The organism is Rhodococcus erythropolis NBRC 15567, from assembly GCF_001552595.1.
Lineage (GTDB): Bacteria > Actinomycetota > Actinomycetes > Mycobacteriales > Mycobacteriaceae > Rhodococcus_F > Rhodococcus_F erythropolis.
Window position 1 is genome coordinate 15,847 of record NZ_BCRM01000043.1, and the last position, 18,377, is coordinate 34,223.

General features: G+C 60.0%; 20 protein-coding genes and 1 tRNA gene. 8 read left to right on the forward strand and 13 right to left on the reverse strand.

Annotation, left to right across the window (positions count from 1 at the left end; translation table 11 throughout):
• Nucleotides 1-5: 5 nt before the first annotated feature.
• The 3 genes from cmk to RE4_RS29655 all read left to right on the forward strand — a co-directional run bounded on the left by cmk (nucleotide 6) and on the right by RE4_RS29655 (nucleotide 2,286).
• Nucleotides 6-686 carry a (d)CMP kinase gene (gene cmk / locus RE4_RS29645; protein WP_029255443.1) on the forward strand — a complete coding sequence of 227 codons (681 nt, stop codon included), beginning with the start codon at nucleotides 6-8 and terminating at the stop codon, nucleotides 684-686.
• Nucleotides 683-2,110 (forward strand): ribosome biogenesis GTPase Der, encoded by a 1,428-nt coding sequence (der, locus tag RE4_RS29650; RefSeq protein WP_019748583.1) that lies wholly within the window; start codon nucleotides 683-685, stop codon nucleotides 2,108-2,110. Before cmk ends, der begins: the two co-directional genes overlap by 4 nt.
• A 102-nt stretch (nucleotides 2,111-2,212) precedes the next feature.
• A tRNA-Pro gene (locus tag RE4_RS29655) sits at nucleotides 2,213-2,286 on the forward strand.
• Nucleotides 2,287-2,347: 61 nt separating this feature from the next.
• Here the strand turns inward: RE4_RS29655 and RE4_RS31480 are convergent.
• Both RE4_RS31480 and RE4_RS29665 read right to left on the reverse strand, forming a co-directional pair.
• Nucleotides 2,348-2,509 carry a hypothetical protein gene (locus RE4_RS31480; RefSeq protein ID WP_200865134.1) on the reverse strand — a complete coding sequence of 54 codons (162 nt, stop codon included), beginning with the start codon at nucleotides 2,507-2,509 and terminating at the stop codon, nucleotides 2,348-2,350.
• 219 nt (nucleotides 2,510-2,728) lie between these two features.
• Complete coding sequence (locus RE4_RS29665; protein WP_029255433.1) at nucleotides 2,729-3,154, reverse strand: hypothetical protein; 426 nt, start codon at nucleotides 3,152-3,154, stop codon at nucleotides 2,729-2,731.
• A 338-nt stretch (nucleotides 3,155-3,492) separates the two neighbouring features.
• Here RE4_RS29665 and RE4_RS29670 point away from each other — a divergent pair, with 338 nt between their 5' ends.
• On the forward strand, nucleotides 3,493-3,927 hold the full coding sequence (locus RE4_RS29670) for a hypothetical protein (protein WP_060939853.1): 435 nt from the start codon (nucleotides 3,493-3,495) through the stop codon (nucleotides 3,925-3,927).
• Nucleotides 3,928-4,192: 265 nt separating this feature from the next.
• Here the strand turns inward: RE4_RS29670 and RE4_RS29675 are convergent, their stop codons facing one another.
• The 9 genes from RE4_RS29675 to RE4_RS29720 form a co-directional block, all read right to left on the reverse strand.
• Nucleotides 4,193-5,269: an SHOCT domain-containing protein gene (locus RE4_RS29675; RefSeq protein WP_127159986.1), complete on the reverse strand. Its 1,077-nt coding sequence runs from the start codon at nucleotides 5,267-5,269 to the stop codon at nucleotides 4,193-4,195.
• A 654-nt stretch (nucleotides 5,270-5,923) separates the two neighbouring features.
• Complete coding sequence (locus tag RE4_RS29685) at nucleotides 5,924-6,265, reverse strand: hypothetical protein (protein ID WP_047888127.1); 342 nt, start codon at nucleotides 6,263-6,265, stop codon at nucleotides 5,924-5,926.
• Nucleotides 6,266-6,300: 35 nt separating this feature from the next.
• Complete coding sequence (locus RE4_RS29690) at nucleotides 6,301-6,981, reverse strand: hypothetical protein (RefSeq protein ID WP_029255431.1); 681 nt, start codon at nucleotides 6,979-6,981, stop codon at nucleotides 6,301-6,303.
• Between the two features lie 166 nt (nucleotides 6,982-7,147).
• Nucleotides 7,148-8,032, reverse strand: coding sequence for an SCO6745 family protein (locus RE4_RS29695; protein WP_046378604.1), 885 nt, complete (start codon nucleotides 8,030-8,032; stop codon nucleotides 7,148-7,150).
• Between the two features lie 65 nt (nucleotides 8,033-8,097).
• Complete coding sequence (locus RE4_RS29700) at nucleotides 8,098-8,958, reverse strand: ABC transporter permease (RefSeq protein ID WP_037119506.1); 861 nt, start codon at nucleotides 8,956-8,958, stop codon at nucleotides 8,098-8,100.
• Nucleotides 8,955-10,001 carry an ABC transporter permease gene (locus RE4_RS29705; protein ID WP_081098456.1) on the reverse strand — a complete coding sequence of 349 codons (1,047 nt, stop codon included), beginning with the start codon at nucleotides 9,999-10,001 and terminating at the stop codon, nucleotides 8,955-8,957. Before RE4_RS29705 ends, RE4_RS29700 begins: the two co-directional genes overlap by 4 nt.
• Nucleotides 9,998-11,524 (reverse strand): ABC transporter substrate-binding protein, encoded by a 1,527-nt coding sequence (locus RE4_RS29710; RefSeq protein WP_060939856.1) that lies wholly within the window; start codon nucleotides 11,522-11,524, stop codon nucleotides 9,998-10,000. The genes RE4_RS29705 and RE4_RS29710 overlap by 4 nt, the downstream gene beginning before the upstream one ends.
• 136 nt (nucleotides 11,525-11,660) lie before the next feature.
• Nucleotides 11,661-12,635, reverse strand: coding sequence for an oligopeptide/dipeptide ABC transporter ATP-binding protein (locus tag RE4_RS29715; protein WP_020907850.1), 975 nt, complete (start codon nucleotides 12,633-12,635; stop codon nucleotides 11,661-11,663).
• Nucleotides 12,635-13,624, reverse strand: a complete 990-nt coding sequence (locus RE4_RS29720) for an ABC transporter ATP-binding protein (protein WP_238077153.1) — start codon at nucleotides 13,622-13,624, stop codon at nucleotides 12,635-12,637. The genes RE4_RS29715 and RE4_RS29720 overlap by 1 nt, the downstream gene beginning before the upstream one ends.
• 197 nt (nucleotides 13,625-13,821) lie before the next feature.
• Between RE4_RS29720 and RE4_RS29725 the strand changes: the two genes are divergently transcribed.
• Nucleotides 13,822-14,379, forward strand: a complete 558-nt coding sequence (locus tag RE4_RS29725) for a QsdR family transcriptional regulator (protein ID WP_020969699.1) — start codon at nucleotides 13,822-13,824, stop codon at nucleotides 14,377-14,379.
• An 84-nt stretch (nucleotides 14,380-14,463) separates the two neighbouring features.
• On the opposite strand, the gene RE4_RS29730 is transcribed toward RE4_RS29725, so the two are convergent.
• Together RE4_RS29730 and RE4_RS29735 are read right to left on the reverse strand one after the other, a co-directional pair.
• Nucleotides 14,464-15,285 (reverse strand): class II glutamine amidotransferase, encoded by an 822-nt coding sequence (locus tag RE4_RS29730; RefSeq protein ID WP_029255424.1) that lies wholly within the window; start codon nucleotides 15,283-15,285, stop codon nucleotides 14,464-14,466.
• Nucleotides 15,286-15,306: 21 nt separating this feature from the next.
• The gene (locus RE4_RS29735; RefSeq protein ID WP_020969697.1) at nucleotides 15,307-15,750 is read right to left on the reverse strand and encodes a DUF7144 family membrane protein; all 444 of its coding nucleotides are present in this window, start codon (nucleotides 15,748-15,750) and stop codon (nucleotides 15,307-15,309) included.
• Nucleotides 15,751-16,087: 337 nt separating this feature from the next.
• Between RE4_RS29735 and RE4_RS29740 the strand changes: the two genes are divergently transcribed.
• From RE4_RS29740 to thiD, 3 genes are all read left to right on the forward strand, one after another.
• Nucleotides 16,088-16,816 (forward strand): hypothetical protein, encoded by a 729-nt coding sequence (locus RE4_RS29740; protein WP_060939858.1) that lies wholly within the window; start codon nucleotides 16,088-16,090, stop codon nucleotides 16,814-16,816.
• A complete protein-coding gene (locus RE4_RS29745) occupies nucleotides 16,813-17,427 on the forward strand; it encodes a class F sortase (protein WP_238077154.1) in 615 nt (204 codons plus the stop codon). Before RE4_RS29740 ends, RE4_RS29745 begins: the two co-directional genes overlap by 4 nt.
• 93 nt (nucleotides 17,428-17,520) lie before the next feature.
• On the forward strand, nucleotides 17,521-18,321 hold the full coding sequence (gene thiD, locus RE4_RS29750) for a bifunctional hydroxymethylpyrimidine kinase/phosphomethylpyrimidine kinase (protein WP_003946192.1): 801 nt from the start codon (nucleotides 17,521-17,523) through the stop codon (nucleotides 18,319-18,321).
• Nucleotides 18,322-18,377: the final 56 nt, after the last annotated feature.

Genomic DNA, 18,377 nt, shown 5'->3' on the forward strand with positions numbered 1-18,377 from the left:
CGTCCATGCCGCTGGTAGTCGCTATGGACGGACCGTCCGGAACCGGCAAGTCCAGCGTCTCTCGCGCGTTGGCGCAGCGTTTGGGTGCTCGCTACCTCGACACCGGAGCCATTTACCGGATCGCGACCCTGCACGTGCTTCGTCAGGGAATCGATCTGGCTGATTCCGCCGCGATCACCGCTGCCGTTGCGGCATTGCCGTGGTCCATCGGTACCGATCCAAGCAGTGAGCAGGTGCATCTCGACGGCGCGGACGTCAGTGAGGAGATCCGCGGCGACGCGGTCACCAAGGCTGTCTCCGCGGTCTCGGCTGTGCCCGAGGTTCGCGACCTGCTGGTCGCCACTCAGCGTGAGCTAGCGGCGGGTGCGGAGCGGATCGTCGTGGAAGGTCGCGACATCGGAACCGTCGTACTCCCCGATGCAGACGTCAAGATCTTCTTGACCGCATCGGCGGAAACCCGTGCGGCACGGCGCAATACGCAGAACGTCGGCCAAGGCCGTGAAGACAATTACGAAGCGGTGCTGGCTGATGTGCAGCGCCGTGACCATCTCGATTCGACTCGGGCAGTGTCGCCGTTGCGCCCTGCCGAGGATTCCATCCTGGTGGATACGAGCGAATTGGGAATTGAAGATGTGATCGCCAAGTTGCTGTTGGTGGTCAGCGACAGAACTGGAGCAGTGCAGTGAGCGACGATCTGGTAACCGAATATGCCGGTGACGGAACTTGGTCCGAGGAATCGGAGTGGGATTACGCCGATCTCGAAGCGGACGGCGAAGGCGAAGCGCACATTGCCGTCCCGACCTTGGCTGTTGTCGGTCGACCGAACGTCGGCAAGTCGACGCTCGTCAACCGCATCATCGGCCGTCGTGAAGCGGTAGTCGAGGACATCCCCGGCGTTACCCGTGACCGCGTCTCGTACGAGGCGAACTGGGCCGGACGACGCTTCCTCGTCCAGGACACCGGCGGATGGGAACCCGACGCAAAGGGTCTTCAGCAGGCCGTTGCCCGTCAGGCCGAATTGGCCATGGGAACGGCTGACGCCATTCTCCTGGTCGTCGACGCCGTTGTCGGCGCTACGACGACGGACGAAGCTGTCGCTCGAGTGCTTCGCCGCTCGAAGACTCCGGTCATCCTCGTTGCCAACAAGGTGGACGACGGACGCACCGAGTCCGAGGTTGCAGCGCTGTGGTCCTTGGGTCTCGGTCAGCCGTACTCCGTGAGTGCGACGCACGGGCGCGGCACCGGCGACCTGCTCGACGAGGTTCTGGAGAAGCTTCCGGAAACCCCGCGTGAAGGTATCCCCGGCGGCGGTCCGCGTCGTGTTGCGCTGGTCGGAAAGCCGAACGTCGGAAAGTCCAGCTTGCTCAACAAGCTGTCCGGTGACGAGCGGTCCGTCGTGCACAACGTTGCCGGCACCACCGTCGACCCGGTCGACTCCATCGTCGAACTCGGCGGGCGCCCTTGGCGTTTCGTCGACACAGCTGGTCTACGCAAGCGCGTCAGCCATGCCAGCGGTGCGGAGTTCTATGCGTCGCTGCGTACGAAGAGCGCAATCGAGGCCGCTGAGGTCGCGATCCTGCTCATCGACGCACACGAGCCGATCACCGAGCAGGACCTGCGTGTTCTGAGCATGGTGGCCGACACGGGTCGTGCACTGGTGATCGCGTTCAACAAGTGGGACCTCGTGGACGAGGACCGTCGACTCATGCTGGACAAGGAAGTGGACCGCGATCTGGTCCGCGTTCCGTGGGCTCAGCGAGTCAACATCTCCGCCCACACCGGTCGCGCCGTGGCGAAGCTCGTGCCGGCTCTCGACACGGCTCTGGAGTCCTGGGACAAGCGCATCCCCACGGGTCGCCTGAACACCTGGCTCAAGGAAGTTGTGGCGGCTACGCCGCCTCCGATGCGTGGTGGTCGCCTGCCTCGCATCATGTTCGCGACTCAGGCAAGCACACGCCCGCCGACATTCGTTCTCTTCACCACGGGCTTTCTCGAGGCCGGCTACCGCCGCTTCATCGAGCGGCGTCTGCGTGAAGAGTTCAACTTCGACGGCAGCCCGATCCGCGTATCCGTACGAGTGCGCGAGAAGCGTGACCGTAAGGGCCGCTGATTCTGCGTCCAGATCGGTACCGAAAAGGCTCTGACCAGCCGATTGGTACTTCGGCCCGTCCCTGATGTAATCTTTCCAAGCGCCCGAAACAAGGGCGTGGGACGGGCTGTGGCGCAGCTTGGTAGCGCACTTGACTGGGGGTCAAGTGGTCGCAGGTTCAAATCCTGTCAGCCCGACCGAAGTTAGATCAAAAAGGCAGTTTCTCAGAAATGAGAAACTGCCTTTTTTGTATGTGCCTCACAGGTTCGGCAACGGATCTCGTGGGAAGTCCTGCGGTGACGTGAGCTCCGCGTCGGCAGCATTCACGACTGCAACATATTCTTCGTCGATCTCGTACGTAATGCCCGCCGCAGTGAAGTGCGGTGTGGATGCAGTATCGACCGGGCTGAGAACGGTCATTCTCGGAAACTGGGTGAGGATCGACCTCGGCACTTTTCTGGACCGAAAGCTCGTCGACAACACGGTGATCGCCTTTCGGCTCACCACGACAAACACACTCGGTTTCGCGCTCATCAGAACGTCTGCTGGAAATACGTACCGGATCTCGTTCTCTGGATCCGGGTAAGACCGAAGGCGCTCGCGAGCATCCGCAGAAACCGGCATGCGCGGAAGGCTAGCTCAGGTTCGCTGACTGAGGCGAATATTGTGGACGGCAACGGTTGCTCCGAAGAGCGCGATCAGAATGGCGGTAAAGATTGCTGCCAACCACCACGGCGCCGAACCTGCTGTATTCAGCCAAATGATCAATGCACCGAAAATTGTAGTCGGAATGCCGACAGCACGAGACAGGTCGACGTTCCTCGGATTGACCGGCGGTGTTCTCCACCAATGAAGGCGATGTCCTCGATTCTCACGCAGCATTCGCAGGAAGGACCAGACAGTAAGCGGCAGGCCAATCGCGAGGATGACCATCCCGCCAATGATCGCCAAAGTGGACCCGTCTCGGAAGTACGTCACGGCAGCGCCCACAACACCTGCAAAACCGATGGCCGTGAATACTTTCCACGCCGGGGTTATGGACTGGCCATGCGGTTGTGTTGCCATGCAAGCACCCTTCCATAAAACATGTTCGAAAACTTCAAGCCTGTTGCGGCCGTCGATTGTGCATCAGGGTGACAGTCAAACTCGGCAGGCCGTTAACTACTCCGAGTACAGCGACTGCGATACCCGCACTCAAAATAGGTGCTGTCTCCCAATAGTTGTCAACGACGGGGAATGTCCCGATCAGGCTCAAAACCCAACCTGCGAGTTGAGCACGCCGAACATGTTGTGCCACTCCTGTCGAGAACCGCTCCGACGCAAGGAGGTTGTTTTGTCCATTTCGAGATTTGATTTCTTTCTGCTTCGGAGCGCAATTTTCCCTACTGGCATGATCTTTTCGTATGACGGGGATTCGGATCGCGTGGGTTGTACTAGCGGTTGCCACCGGGATTCTAGGATCCGCGACGGCACAGTGGCCGCTGTACGAGATCACCAATTGTGAAATAGGTCTCGGCCCGCTCAGTTCTGCTGATTGCTACCGCTCGATTCATGACTATTTCGGGCGGGAGCTCTTCTTGGTGCTGGCGTTGCCGGTGGCTCTGTGCGTCATTCCAGCCGTGATTCCGCGACCATTAGTTTCCTGGATCGTCTCGGCGACAATGCTCTGCGCTGCAGTAGTGGGTTTCTTTACCGCTTTCAGCTCGGATGTGCCTTCTCTGCTCTCGATGGTGGGGAGCCTCCCTGCGGCAGTGCTGGCATTGGTACTTGCTGCGGTGCATCAGGGGATCGCATTGCGCAACAAGGGCGGGCTTCGGTGCAGGCTAGGCGCGGAGTGACGCAATAGGTCGGAACTCGGGATTCAACGTCCGCGGGCCAGGAATTTTGCGTTGCTCGAGCGAGATCTTTGATATTGGAAGGTGTTGGCGAAGACATGTGGCCGCGCCTCCATCTCCCGTGAAGCTCGAGCGCTACCACCCGTCGCCACTCAACTCCGCATTGGTAGATCTATGCGCGGTGGGGTTCAGTCGGCGGAGGTGCCCTTCAAGTGCAATTGTTTCTGACACGAGGCTGTGGTGCTGAGTCCACATGCGCAATACGTTGTTAGGTAGAGTGGCGCGAAATTGTTGCTTGTTTCGCTGCGGCGAATTCCGCTTCGTCGAGTATTCCCTGATGGTGGAGGTTTGCGAGGTTTTGGAGCTCTCCCGCTAGACCTATTGGCGGTGCGGTGGTGATCGAACTCGGAGTGTGCTGCACATTGATCGTAGGACGCTTGTAGTCGATGATCTTCTTCTGTAGGTCGGTTAGGCGCGGAAGGGCTATTCTGTGTTGCGCTTTGGGGAGGGGGAGGCAGTTTGAAAGAGTGAATGGACTGGCACCGGCCTTGTTTGGGCCCGCGCCAGCAGACCTCCAGTAGTCGTGGTTCGAAGTTCCCTGATAGCTCGGCGTCAGTACTTCGAGAACGCCAGTCATCATCCCGCTGTTGTATTCGATGTTGGTGATGTCGGAGTATGGGAAGGACGTAACTCGACCACCACCCATCGACCCCGTCATAAAGCCGGCCATACCACCGACTTTCGCGACGATGAGACGGTCTTCGAACGCAGCAAGGAATCCAGCGGAACCAGCGTTGATTACGAACCAGGGCAATTCGTCTGGGGTTGTGTGTTCGTCGATGGTTCGCCACGCGACATCCTTGAGCGGTGCTCCAATGATTTCCACTTCGGATCGGCCGACGTCACGTGCGCGCGCAGATTCGGTTGTGGCCATGCTTCGCGTTATGAGGATCTCACGCATTCCGGGAGGAAAACCCGCTGATGCGAGATGATGGACATAGTGACAGACGAAGTCGACGTCCGCGTCATTGATTGCGCCAAACTGAAGCGTTTGCTGTCCGAGATCTGTGACGTGAAGGTGTTTGCCGGTCATCTTCTTGACGATTTCGAAGCGGGCGATGTTGTCTGCCTCCACGGACACTCGAGGTCCGGCTGTGGCGACATCGATGCTGCTGAAAGCCATTACGCGGGCATTCGTAATTGCCAATCCCTCCAGCGTAGGCCTGACTTGATTCGTCTTGGCCAAGGCCCAAATCTCTTCGCCTGGAAAGAGTTGTCCTCGAATGCTTGTCGCCCACTTCTCGGCAACTTTTTCCTTCAGCTTGGGGGTGTGTTGGGGTGCCAAAGTATGTTCCTTCGTCAAGGGCTGAATGCCGTTGAGTGGCTGATGCTTCAGTTGAGTACTTTATCGCCGCAACGGTCGGTATTGTTTCTCGCTCAGAAACCACTCAGGCTAAAGCCGTCGATCTCCGAACTCGGACTGCGACGCTTTGAAGTACTTTGGACGTGCACTCGCGGATGTTGGTCAACTGTCGGTGAGCGGTGATGAACGCGTGTTTCGAATGCGGCGCAGTGTGATCAATTTATGATCGGTCGCTTATCAAGTCAATGCTTGGTCGCTTCGAGTGTCGCCTCGTAGTGCATGCGTCATGACAGACCAAAGCACTTCCAACTCCGAGTCTGTGGGATGCTGGTGACACGAACGAAGCGCAGCAGATTTCCGAATCGGACTTCCCAGAAGTCTAACCACTTCGGAATCGCGCTCGGCGACCCAGTTGTCAGCACAGCTCAGGTACACCTCACGCTTCGTTTGCTCCCGTTCGCCCCTTATGCTCGCCGGAAAGTAATGGGTGCGCTCCGCGGGCTGCGCGCGACCACCGTCGACAACTTCGTCCTCGTCTTTGGAGTTGTGGCAGCGAAGGATCAGGTAGTGAATGACCGGCGTGACGTGTCGTTCGAGTGCGAACATCCCACTAGCGCATGCCTCGTTGCGGCCTTTTCAGTCGGGGCTGAAGAAAAGTTCCATCGAGATCCAGAACCACGCCACCATTGCAGCGACCGGAAGGAACGCAAACACCAATGGCAACGCGAATTGCCGGCCGGTGCGGCTGGGAATAGTCATAAGTCCGAGCAAGACGAACACGGCGGCAGGCGCCGCCCAACTTATCCAGTAGGTGAGCGGTGGTGGGTTAGGGCCGAACGACGTGAACGAACGGTTCGGATACAGCTGCGGCTGCGGGACATCCGCGAAGTGCTGCCACAGGAGTACCAATGGCAGGTAGCCGAACAGCCCCAGTAGGAGGCCGACAACGAGTCCCGCGAAGATTCGTTCGCCCCTCATCTCGACGCACCCGTCCGAATCAATCGTCCCACTGCCTATGCGCCTTCTGGTAAGTCACGAGGCTGAATCCGTAGGGCCCACGCCCGGGCCGCAACGAACGTCATGGCCAATACGAGAACCACCAGCAGTACGACCGCGATCCAGGTGGGAGCGGCGGTGGAAAAGCCCAGCCTCCACGCAGTACCGACACCTACAGTCGTCGCCGCCAACGCCCCGACCGGAAGCATCGCCGCCACCGCCTGCGCCGTGCGCGTAGTAAGTCGATCCCCGGCAGCGCGAAGAACTCCGAACACGGCGGCGACCGCCAGACCGTAGGCCAGGAAACCGCTGACGGCATAAACCAGGAGCGGGGACCATCCGATGTCAACCGACCTGGTGAATGCCATGCTGATCAAGACCAACAGGGGCGTCAACCCAAGCGTGACTCCCACGAGGCCTGCCACCACAGTTCGAAGCATTCGATTGTCCTGACCTCCGGAGATTCGCACACCCGCGAGGTGGAGTACGAGCCCGGTCAGCGCGCCCAGAACGGCGCCGATCACCGCAGCCTCGATGGGCCAGGTCCATTGCGATTCACCCGCGAAGCCCGAGATTGTCGTGCCACCCGAAAAGAGGGTGATCGTGGCCGACGCCTGTGACGATCCTTGTGTCAGCGCCGCCGTGACGATGGCAACGGTCGCACCGAACAAAGCAAACCCGAGTGCCTGTTTCCACATCAAGCCATCTTGACCCATCCTGCGCGAGGATTCGGCACAACGGCAGTCTCATTCGGATGACGACCTGCTGCGCAGGTTCGGGGCTCAGTCGAATTCCGGTGAACGGGCTGGTGGTAATGCCCTCGTCGTATTACCACCAGCCACGTTCGACACTCACCGCTTGTTGTCACGCACGCAATCGGCGACGCGCTGCCAGAGCTGCCGGGAATCCGAGATCTGCATCGATCACTTCACCGGAGAGACGTTCCGAGATTTCGAGGAGTCGACTGCATCCGGTTTCACCGATCGCTTCGTACGGGTACGACCCCAGCACGTCAGTCTGATGCTCAACCCTCTGCCGGCGATCACGACCCACCTCGTTCAGGTGAAGCTCGGGACCGTCTTCGAGCCATCCACGCGCCCGCACACTGGCGACGCCTTCCGCCCACTGATCGTTGTCCCATGCCCGGCTCATTTGCAGAGCAGCAGCAGGAACATCACCGGTTGCGGCGTGGACTACCAACGCTTCGACACCGTTGAGTCCTTCGGTGTGAAGAAGTGCGACATGAGAATCTCCGCGAAACTCCCGGAGCAAGGATTGGGCATGCCACAACACGAGATGAGGCTCATCAGGCCACGGCAATGATGCGTGCCCACCGAACAGGGGTCGCCCTTGTGGTCTGTTGCAGGCGCGTTCCGCGGCTCGACGTGCGAGTTCGGCAGCTTCGCGAACTTCGGTGCCGTCGACATGTTCTCCCCAGGCCTTGCGCAGCGAACGGTCGACAGCGTCGAGTCGAGCGGTGAGGATCTGTTCGGGGGTGGCGATTGTCCAGGCTTCCGGCAGCACCGCGTGTACCAGTGCTGGGTTGAAGTTGAAGAACGTAGCGATGGTGACTTCAGCCGCTACTGCGCCCATGGGCGCAGACCGCGAAGCGAAGTAACCCATTCGAGGGTGTGTAAAGCCCAGTGCGGCATATGCTTCCGCGCCGAAAGGGGTGAAGTAGATCATGCCGTGTATCGGTTCGGCTCCACGGAAGACGCGGCGCGCGGTTTCTGGTGCGATCGAGGTCATCGATATTCCTTCATGCTGGTGGTGTGGTCTTCGAACAGTCGAGTCGGATGGTTGTTCTACGCCAGCTATCTCCCTCTGACATACATGCGGTCCCGGACGGCATCACCCACTCGGTAGACGGCCAGGACGACCAGTGAAATCAGAATGCCGGAGGGCAGAATCTGTTGTGGTGCACTCAAGATGTGCAGGTACGCATCGGATAAGTCACCGCCCCAACTCGGAGTGGGGGGCTGTATTCCCAACCCCAGGAATGAGAGTGCCGCCTGCGCGAGAAAAGTCAGGCCGGTAAGCACGGTCACCTGAACGACAACCGGCCCGATTGCGTGCGGAAGAAGATGACGCACGAGCACTACGTGCGGTGGGCATCCTGAGAGTCTCGCGCTCAGAACGAAGTCTCGGTTCCTCGTTTCGCTGACCCCGGCAGCCAGAATTCTTGCAATTGTGGGTGCATAGACGACTCCGAGGGCGGACATCGACGTGATCAGGCTCGGTCCCAGAACACCGGTAATAGCCACTGCGAGAACCAAACCTGGGAATGCCAGCAATGCGTCCGCCACCCGGAGGAGTGACGCGCCGATCCAACGTGGCCAATATCCGGCGATCAACCCCCACGGAATTCCCAACAGCAGACTGACAGCGACAGCGATCGCGACGCCGAAGAAGGCGGAGCGTCCTCCCCAGATCAATCGACTGAGCACGTCACGACCGAAGCCGTCAGTGCCAAGCAGGTGCTGTGCACTCGGACCGGCGAACGTGTTGGTCAGGTTCTGATCGGTCGGACTGTGCGGAGCCACGAACGAGGCCAAGACGGACGCCGCTATCAGCGTTCCGAGAAAGCAGTAGCTGAGCCATAATCCGGGGTGCAGTCGAGGGCGAGCCCACTTGGAGCGGGTCTCGCCTGCGGTGGTCAGCGCGAGTTGGCTCACGAGATCGTTCCCTTTCTCAATTGTGGGCTGATCATGTTGTTGACGACGTCGACCAGGATGTTCACGAGAAGCACGATCACGACGAACAGCAACACAATGCCTTGAAGCATCGGATAATCTCGCGTGTCGATCGCAATGACGAGAGCGCTCCCGAGGCCCGGCAGCACGAAGATCTGCTCGAGAATGACCGTCGCACCCAGCATCGCCACGGCGAGCAATCCATAGACAGTGACAATCGTGGGAACGATGTTTCGTAGCGCGTAGCGCCACACGATCTTCCGCTCGTCGATACCCATCGCACGTGCAGTTCGCACGTAGTCACTTGACAGTGTCTCGATCATCGCAGCCCTGGTCTGCCGAACCGCAATCGATGCTGCGCCGGCAGCGAGCGCCGTTGCAGGTAGAACCAAATGGCTCAGGTTGTCGATCACACTGTTCTCGAGAGGAACCCAGCCGAGCACCGGTAGAACTCCCAAACCGAGGGCGAAGACATCGACCAGCACGATAGCGAGGAAGAAGTCCGGTACCGCGAGTCCGATCCCCGAAACCGTGCGAGTCAGACCATCGCTGCGTCGTCCCTGCCGCGTCGCGGTCCACACACCGAGCGGTATGGCGACGACGGCGGACAGTAACAGTGCGAGTACAACGAGCTCGGCGCTCGCCGGCAGGCGCGCAAGGATCTGTGGGCCGACGGGGGCGCTGTTCTGTAGCGACGTTCCCAGATCTCCGTGCAGAGCCGACACCACCCAGTTCCAGTACTGGACCAGCAGAGGTTGATTCAATCCGAGGCGCTCGTTGAGTGCCGCGATCGCTTCATCACTGCCGTTCGGACCGAGAAGTGCCTCGGCTGGTCCACCGGGGATTATCCGGATAAGGGCAAAGGTTATGAAACTAGCGATAATCGCGGTAGGAATAATCTGTGCGAACCGGACGCCGATCATCCGTATGTAAGGATTCACCGGCGATCGGTGAGAGTATCGGGTCGGAACTCTCTCAGGCTCGGGGGCCAACGAATTCTCTTGCGATACAACGGTCGTCGTCATGACTTCGAGAGGTACGTCAGATTGGGGGAGCCGTTCAGTGCAGGAACGGCCCCGTGGACGTTCTTCGTGTAGGCGACCACGTCGGGAGTGAAGTACAACGGTACGTACTCAGCGGACTTGATCACGACTTGATTGATCTGTTTGACGATGTCGAGCTGAGCGGTTTCGTCATACGTGTTGTTCAACAGTGCGATCAACTTCTCCAACTCCTCGTTGGGGACGGAATTCTGCCGGAAGTACGACCGCGAACCCAGCGAGGCTTCGAAATTGAGCGGTGCGGATGCTCGCGTGGGCCATCCCACGCTGAAGACGTCCGCGCTGTTGTGTGCGACGAACTCCGTAATCGCCTGAGGTCCACTCATTTCGACGAAGTCGACCTTGATGCCGACCTTCTCCCATTGTTCTCCGACAAGGACCGCGTTGGTCGAGTACGGCGGTAGATTGCCTGCTAATCCGCGCACGGTGACACCGTTCGGATACCCAGCCTCCGCTAGCAGCGATTTGGCCTTCTCCGGGTCGTACGGCCATGCATCTTCGGTTTCCTCGTCGTAGAACTGCGAACCGGGAGGATATTGACCGAAGGCCGCAGTACCTTCCGCGCTGTCCAGTGCAGCTCGCGCAATTGCTTTGCGGTCGAGCGCATACTGCATCGCCAGACGAACCCGGACGTCGTTAACCACGGGGTTCTTGTTGTTGATTACTACGAGCGCAACTCCGAGTCTCGGGTCGTGACTGACGTTCAGGTTGGGATTCCGTTCGAGGATCGGAGCACTCGACGGTGTGAGCCCGTATGCAAAATCCGCGGCGTTCGATGTAAGGGCATTTGTCAGCGCTGTGGGGTTGGAGATCACCTGGATCTGGATCTTGGCGAGCTGGGGGTTGGGAGGACCTGCCGGTTTGTAGTCGTCGAATCGACTGAATGTGTACGAACTGTTCGGGACTGCGCTGGTGAACGTGTACGGCCCGGCGCCTACAGGCTTGTTGGCGAAGTCCGTCCCGGCCGCTGTCAGTGCAGTGGGGGAGACAATCATTCCCAGTCTGCCGTTGAGCCACCCTGGTAAGCCGGAGGTAGGTGCGCTCAACGAGATCTTTATCTGATCCGGGGACGTTGCTTCGACGCTCTTGATCGTCGGGACGGAAACGATTCCGAGACTCAAGCAGTGTTCCATGCTTGCCTTGACTGCTGCTGCATCGAGAGTTGTTCCGTCGTGGAAGGTCAAGCCGTTCTGCAACGTCATCTCGAACGTGAGGTTGTCCGGTCCGGAGAAACCCCACTCGCTGGCGATTCCGGGCCGCAGTTTCTGGGTGGCAGGTTCAGCATCGATCAGTGGTGCATACATCAACTGTAGGTAGTCGATGTCGTATCCGATGTTTCCCGCACACGGGTCGAGCGAAGCTGGGACGTGTGAAGTCGCGACCTTCAGTTCGGCGTTCGGATCAGCAGGTCCGGTACCGCCGGCGGTACCGGTGGCGCTGCTCGAACAGCCGCTGAGCACGAGGGCAGAAAGTGCGAACGCAGCCACGAGGATATGGGGTCCACGCTTCCCATGATTCTGGAAGCGTGTGATCGGATATCGGGATCGCAAAGACAGACGTGGATTCATATGGTGGACTTTCGCTTTGGTCTTCTCGGAATGGGGAGACTGACGCAGCACGCATTTACTGCGGCAGGTTCGAGATGCCGGTCGATGTGGCCGGGGACGATAGATGGCACGCGGAGCTGTGTGCGGAATTCGAGGCCGCGCGAAGTGCCGGCGATTCCGACGCGCAGCGATCCATCGCAAACGGACAGCGGGTGCGGAATCGACAGCCCGAGGGTGGATTACGCGGGTCGGGTAACTCCCCGCGCACCAATGCTTTTCGACGACTGCGGCGCTCGAGTTCGATGTGCGGGGCCGCGGCGAGAAGTGCCTGCGTGTAGGGGTGCGACGGAGTCCTCAGGACCGTGGCAACCGGTCCGATCTCGACGATTCGCCCGAGGTACATCACCGCGACGCGATCGGCGATCCGTGCCACCGAACCCAAATCGTGCGAAATGAAGATGTACGTGAGGTCGTGCTCATCCCGGAGCTCGGCAAGAAGTTGCAACACCTCTTCCTGCAGTGAAACATCGAGGGAAGCAACAGGTTCGTCGCAGAGAATCAAGGGTGCCTTGGAGGCAAGTGCGCGAGCGATGGTCACGCGTTGGCGTTGACCGCCGGAGAGCTGGGTCGGGAGACGGTCGGCAAGCTCGGCGCCGAGACCGACCCGACGCAACAGCTCGACGGCTTTCGGCCGCAACGACTGCGGGATGCGTACGCGTCCTGGCGCCATCGGCTCGGCCACGCAAGCCCAAGAGGCCATCCGTGTGTTCAATGCCGACGTGGGATTTTGAAAGATGAGATGGGACGATCCGCCCTTGCCGAAAGCCGGGCTGTCGAGGTTCGTCGTGATGGAGCCTGCGGCCGTACCGACCAGGCCGGCCAGAGCGTGGGCCGTCGAAGATTTTCCCGACCCTGATTCACCGATGATCGCCAGGGTTTCACCTCTGTGCACGGAGAAGCTGACGTCGTCGACCGCTCGAAGAGTTTTGCGCCCTCGTCCGTACTCGACGGCCAGATTCCGAACATCGACGATGATGTCGGTGTTGCGCATCAGCTCACCAGTCCGAGCAACTGGAGTTCGGAACTGCGATGACATCTCGTTGCCGATTCCGGTGATCCGATCAGAAGTGGATGATCGGATGCGCAACGCTCCTCGGAGTAGTTGCACCGGGCGACGTATCGGCAACCCACGCCGTCAGCACGGGCGCTGGTGGTGAAATCGCCTCGAAACTTGGGTGATCGGTAGGAGATGTCTTCGAAGGTCGATCGTGCCGCCTCGAGAAGGCTGAACGTGTACGGATGCGCGGGCCGGCGAAGCAGCGCGTCCCGCGGCGCGACGTCAACGATCTCGCCGCGAAACATCGTGACTACTCGATCCGCGACCTCGGCGACAACCGCTAGGTCGTGACTGATCAACAACACGGCAAGATCGCGTTGTTCGGCCAGTTCTCGAAGGAGATCGACAATCTGAGCTTGGATCGTCACGTCGAGCGCTGTTGTCGGTTCGTCTGCGATCAGCAACTTCGGACCGCACGCCAGGGCCATCGCGATCATCACCCGCTGACACATCCCACCGGAAAGCTCGTATCCGTACGACTTCAAGGTTCTGTTCGGGTCTGCCAGACCGACCTGGTGGAGAAGATCTGTAGCTACGTCCTCCGCGTCGGCCTTCGTGATGTCGCGGTGGGCCTTCAACACATCGACGATCTGGCGACCGATGCTGACGGAGGGATTGAGAGCCGAACTCGGGTCCTGGAACACCATACTGACGTCGCGACCGCGTATTTTCCTCAACTCGGCGGCGGGCAGGCCGACAAGTTCCCGTTCCTCGAAGCGGATACTTCCGTTGACTGTCGCCGTGCGTGGCAAGAGCCCGAGCAGAGCGAGTCCGGTCAGCGTCTTTCCGCTCCCACTCTCGCCCACGAGGCCGGTGACCTCGCCGGCTCCCAACTCGAAGCTCACTCCGTCGAGGAGCTTGTTCGAAATCGTTTCTGCCCCAATGTCAACCGTGAGATCTCGGACTTGCAGAAGTGGGCTCATCGTCGAGTCGTCCACTGGTGATCGTTCATCGCATTCCTCCGTAAACAACTGAATTGTTGTGACTGGAATCACGTACCGGGGAACCATAAACACTCACCTGCAACAAAGTCAATGAATGTTGCAACGATTGTCGTTGATGGCTCTCGTTCACTGTCTCCGGCTACCGACCAGCACGTCGTCAGGGATACATTCACTGCATGGCCGAGACACGTGACGTTCGCGCGGAGGCGTTGAGCGCTGCCCGCCGACAGTTCGCAGCCGGAAAACCGCTCGATGTGAATGCTTTGGCTACCGAGTTGGGTGTGGATCGGACTACGTTGTTCCGGCGCGCAGGGAATCGCGACACGATTACCGGGGACGTGCTCGATTCTCTGGCGCGTCGAACGTGGCGAATGGGCCTCGCGGAGTGCGGCGGAAGCGGAGCGTCAAGGGTTGTCGACGTCCTCACTTACCATGCGCGGGCGACGATCGAGACCGAATTCTTCCGGGCATATTTGACTCGCGAGCCGCAAAAGGCGCTATGCATACTCACTACTGGACTCGGGCCGATTCAGGGGACGATGGTCGAATCCGTGCGGAGGCTGATCGAAGCCGAAATACCGGAGCAGATTCGGCCCGACCTGCCCGTCGAGGACATGGCATATCTGCTGGTTCGCGTGGGTGAGTCGTTCATCTACAACGATTTGCTCACCGGTGGCACTCCGGACGCAGAGAAGGCTCGCCTGGCGTTCCGGCTCATCCTCTCGCGTGACTAGCGCGCCGAGTTTTCGTTTTCTAAGTTTTCGTGAAAGCGCTTCGAATGCAAGCTATTTCACAGCTATGCTGGTTGTGTGGCAAACTCAGGCGGGTGGGATCGGCGCGAAGTTCCGCATCTCGTCCCGTCCGGGCCGAATGACGCCTGCGGCGGACTCGGGAACCTCGTTCCATGCTCCAGGAAGGTCGCGCAGAGGCTCGGATACAACGATTCGGGTCTCCTCACTCAGATGGTGCAGGGCATCCACCTCAGGATGGAGCTTGCGCAACGTGGAGATCTCGGTGGAGAAGAACAGTGACCTCGATCGGTTCTCGCTCGAATAGCGAAAGATCCAGGTGGAGATGCCATCCGACGTGGCAACGGTCATCTGCACCGGATTGTCGATTCCCTGCGAGCGAGCCGTGTGCTCGACGAATCCGACGGCCCTCGCGACACCTTCGAACGGATCGTCGGTCAGGCCGAACGTCAGCGCGAGGAAGAACAAGGTTTCCGAGTCCGTCGATCCTTCGAGATCCGGAAAGAGCGACGGATCGATGGCAGTCACCAATTCCCTTTTCATGTCGTGGAATCCGCGTAGTGAACCGTTGTGCATCCACAACCAATTGCCGTGCCGAAATGGGTGGCAGTTGCTGCGCTGCACCGCAGTTCCCGTCGAAGCGCGCACGTGGGCGAACATGAGAGGGGTGCGCAGTTGAGAGCTGACCTCGCGCAGGTTCGAGTCGTTCCACGCGGGTTCGATGCTCTTGAACACTGCTGGTTGGGACCCCTCCCCGTACCAACCGATTCCGAAGCCGTCACCATTCGTCGTCGTTGCCCCGAGTTGAGAATGCAGGCTCTGGTCGATCAGCGAGTGCTGTGGCCTGAACAGCAAGTCATGGGCCAGTATCGGCTCTCCCGAATACGCCATCCACCTACACATGCTTTCAACTCAAACAGATTGAGTCGGCGTTGTCGGTGCATGCGCAGCGGCGTGCGTCGTCTGGGTGGGCTTCCATGTCGACACAGCCCAGATCACGACGATGTTCAGCGCGATGATGAGAGTCGACCACCAGGGGTAATACGGCAGCCACAAGAAGTTCGCGATGATCGAGATCGCACAGATCACGACTGCCGATACCCGTGCCCACGCCGTTCCGGTGAACAGTGCAAGCCCGACGAGAGCGACGAGCGCGCCCAACACGAGATGGATCCAACCCCACGTCGTCAGGTCGAATTGATAGACGTAGTCGATCCCGACCACGAACACTTCGTTCTCGGCGACGGCAGCGAGTCCTTGAAAGAACTGCACGATGCCGACCGTCACCAAGATGACGGCTGCCCCGATCGATGTTCCTACCGCGAAACCCTGCTTGACTGACGTTGTATCCGACATGGCGGTTTCCCTTGATTCGGTGGGGTGACCGGACACGTGCCCGGCACGTTGTACCGATCGTTGTTCCACCGGCCGACTGTCGTGAAACGGAAATGCCGGTCCGGTTCGGTGAGAAATCAGTGCGTTCTGCTCCGATGTGCGGACGAAATGTAACTTCTGGCCCCTGTTGATGCGATGTACCCCTTGCCGGAACGCGTGTGCGGAGGAATTGCTCGTATCCGAAGTTCACAGAAAACAAGAAAAATTCGGCACGGAATTCGACCTATTTGTCCAGCTGTACTGGTATTTTGACTGAATTGACCGGAAGCTACGGTCCGCGGAAAAGAGTAGCGAGAGAATGACGATCTTCGGCAGGCGTTCCGCGGGCATCTCCGCGACGGCCTTCGTCTTGGCAGCTGTTGTATCGACGGCACTTCCCGCGGTGGGATCGGCAGCACCAGTCGCACTCACCCACGCGTGCACTCCCGAGATCAACGACAATTCGATGTCACTCGATCCGGCAGTGATCGACGGTTGGTACGACATCTCGACTGGTTCGCCGGGAACGAAGATCAACTCGATCGAGGCGTGGCGAACAGTGCCGGGAGACATCCTGGAGTTTCGCGCATCTGTGACGATCAGAGCCCACGGAAGTCCTGTCCGAGGGACCCTTCGGATCGACGGCGCCGGCTTGACCGGAGATCAGGATTTGATCTCCAGAATGACGTTGACCCAAGATCTCGGTCGCTCAGGTTCAACGGTCACCGATGCCGACGACGGCTCGGTCATTCCGGTTCGTGCCAAGCTCGCATTCGACGTCACAACTCCTGGACAAGTGGCACAGAACCAGACGGTCAACCTCTCGGCAGTCAAGATTGTCTTGGCAGGCGACACCACCGATCCGGGAGGTGAATGCCCCGGCCCCGGCCCGGGCCCCGGCGGTGGGAATGGAAGCGGTGGCGGGAATGGCGGAGGTGACGGTTCCGGTGGGAACGGTGGGGACTCCGGTGACGCACTTCCCGGTCGTGACGTCGGAAACCGAGTACCAATTTCCCAGATTCCGTCCGGCCCGACTTCTCGCCCGTGACAGCGGCACCTGGATTCACGGTCCGTCGAACATGGGCCGCTGCAGTAGTGGCGACAATGCTCTTGATCGGCGGATGTTCTGACGACGGCGACTCGCCGACCCGCGTCCTCGCGACCGGCCAACAAGATTTGCCGCCAGAGATTCGCGCTGTGGTCGACGGTCCGGATGTCCCGACCACGCTTCGCATAGTCGACAGCACCGCTGACGTTCTGTCGATCAAGACGACGACAGACGGCTCGCTCATTCCGCCCGATGATGTCAGTGAGATCGGATGGTGGGCAGATTCGGCATTCCCGGGCTCGGGCGCGGGCACCGTGGTGATCACCGGACACATCAACGACATCTATCAAGGTGACGGTTTCGGAAAGAAGTTCTCGACACTGGAAATCGGCTCGATCGTGACCGTGGCGGGCGCCGGCGGACAGACCTGGAACTACCGTATCGATGCGGTCGATCACTACGGCAAGGACGGCGAGCTGCCGGTCGAGAGATTGAACAGCCTCGACGGACCGGAAACCCTCGCGCTGATCACCTGCGGCGGCGAGTTCGTCGGTCCACCCTTCGGTTACGAGGACAACGACGTCGCGTGGGGAACTCCGGTGCCTGTATAGGCGAAAACCAGACGTCGGAACGGTTGATAAACTGGGCCCCGCGTTCGTGGCCATCCACGCACGTTTCGAAAGTCCGAAGAAGGAGATTGTGCTGTGGTTGACCTCGCCTATGTCATCGCTGGGTCCGAAGCGACTGGCGGTGCCGGCCTGCAGGTCGACCTGAAGACGTTCCAGGCATTGGACGTCTACGGCGTAGCGACCACCACATGCATCGTCTCGTTCGATCCCAAGAACAACTGGGGTCATCGCTTCGTTCCGATCGCTCCTGACGTGATCGCTGATCAGATCGAGGCTGCCACTGCGGCTCACGATCTGGACGTCGTCAAGATCGGCATGTTGGGCACTCCCGCCACGATCGAGGTTGTGGCAGAGGGTCTGCGTCGGCAGTCCTGGCGCCACGTCGTCCTCGACCCGGTCCTGATCTGCAAGGGCCAGGAGCCCGGCGCGGCTCTCGATACCGATACAGCACTTCGTGATTCGATCCTCCCGCTCGCCACCGTCGTCACACCCAATCTGTTCGAGGCACGCACCCTCGCCGGAATGGACAGCATCGAAAGCGTGGACGACCTCATCGAGGCCGCACGGCGTATCCACGACCTCGGACCCAAGTACGTGCTCGCAAAGGGTGGTGTCGAACTCGCCGGTGGCGACGCCGTCGACGTGTTGTTCGACGGCACCGACGTGACGGTTCTCTCCGCCCCCAAGGTCGGCGAAGAGCGCGTCTCGGGTGCCGGTTGCACGCTGGCCGCCGCGGTGACCGCCGAACTGGCAAAGGGCGCCGACGTGGGAGAAGCCGTCGCTCTGGCCAAGAAGTTCGTCACGGCGGGCATCGAAGGCCGCGTCTCGGCACACACGCCGTTCGACACCGTCTGGCAGGGCGCTTTCAAGGGATAGGCGCACTGCGGCTCACATCGCCGCGCGCGGCCTGGCAGGATCGAGTGCGTGAGTAC

What these genes read in the sequence shown, in the direction of transcription:
- cmk (WP_029255443.1), top strand. Translation starts at nt 6, where the DNA reads ATGCCGCTGGTAGTCGCTATGGACGGACCGTCCGGAACCGGCAAGTCC.
- RE4_RS31480 (WP_200865134.1), bottom strand. Translation starts at nt 2,509, where the DNA reads ATGACCGTTCTCAGCCCGGTCGATACTGCATCCACACCGCACTTCACT.
- RE4_RS29665 (WP_029255433.1), bottom strand. Translation starts at nt 3,154, where the DNA reads ATGGCAACACAACCGCATGGCCAGTCCATAACCCCGGCGTGGAAAGTA.
- RE4_RS29670 (WP_060939853.1), top strand. Translation starts at nt 3,493, where the DNA reads ATGACGGGGATTCGGATCGCGTGGGTTGTACTAGCGGTTGCCACCGGG.
- RE4_RS29685 (WP_047888127.1), bottom strand. Translation starts at nt 6,265, where the DNA reads ATGAGGGGCGAACGAATCTTCGCGGGACTCGTTGTCGGCCTCCTACTG.
- RE4_RS29690 (WP_029255431.1), bottom strand. Translation starts at nt 6,981, where the DNA reads ATGTGGAAACAGGCACTCGGGTTTGCTTTGTTCGGTGCGACCGTTGCC.
- RE4_RS29695 (WP_046378604.1), bottom strand. Translation starts at nt 8,032, where the DNA reads ATGACCTCGATCGCACCAGAAACCGCGCGCCGCGTCTTCCGTGGAGCC.
- RE4_RS29705 (WP_081098456.1), bottom strand. Translation starts at nt 10,001, where the DNA reads ATGACGACGACCGTTGTATCGCAAGAGAATTCGTTGGCCCCCGAGCCT.
- RE4_RS29715 (WP_020907850.1), bottom strand. Translation starts at nt 12,635, where the DNA reads ATGCGCAACACCGACATCATCGTCGATGTTCGGAATCTGGCCGTCGAG.
- RE4_RS29720 (WP_238077153.1), bottom strand. Translation starts at nt 13,624, where the DNA reads ATGAGCCCACTTCTGCAAGTCCGAGATCTCACGGTTGACATTGGGGCA.
- RE4_RS29725 (WP_020969699.1), top strand. Translation starts at nt 13,822, where the DNA reads ATGGCCGAGACACGTGACGTTCGCGCGGAGGCGTTGAGCGCTGCCCGC.
- RE4_RS29730 (WP_029255424.1), bottom strand. Translation starts at nt 15,285, where the DNA reads ATGGCGTATTCGGGAGAGCCGATACTGGCCCATGACTTGCTGTTCAGG.
- RE4_RS29735 (WP_020969697.1), bottom strand. Translation starts at nt 15,750, where the DNA reads ATGTCGGATACAACGTCAGTCAAGCAGGGTTTCGCGGTAGGAACATCG.
- RE4_RS29740 (WP_060939858.1), top strand. Translation starts at nt 16,088, where the DNA reads ATGACGATCTTCGGCAGGCGTTCCGCGGGCATCTCCGCGACGGCCTTC.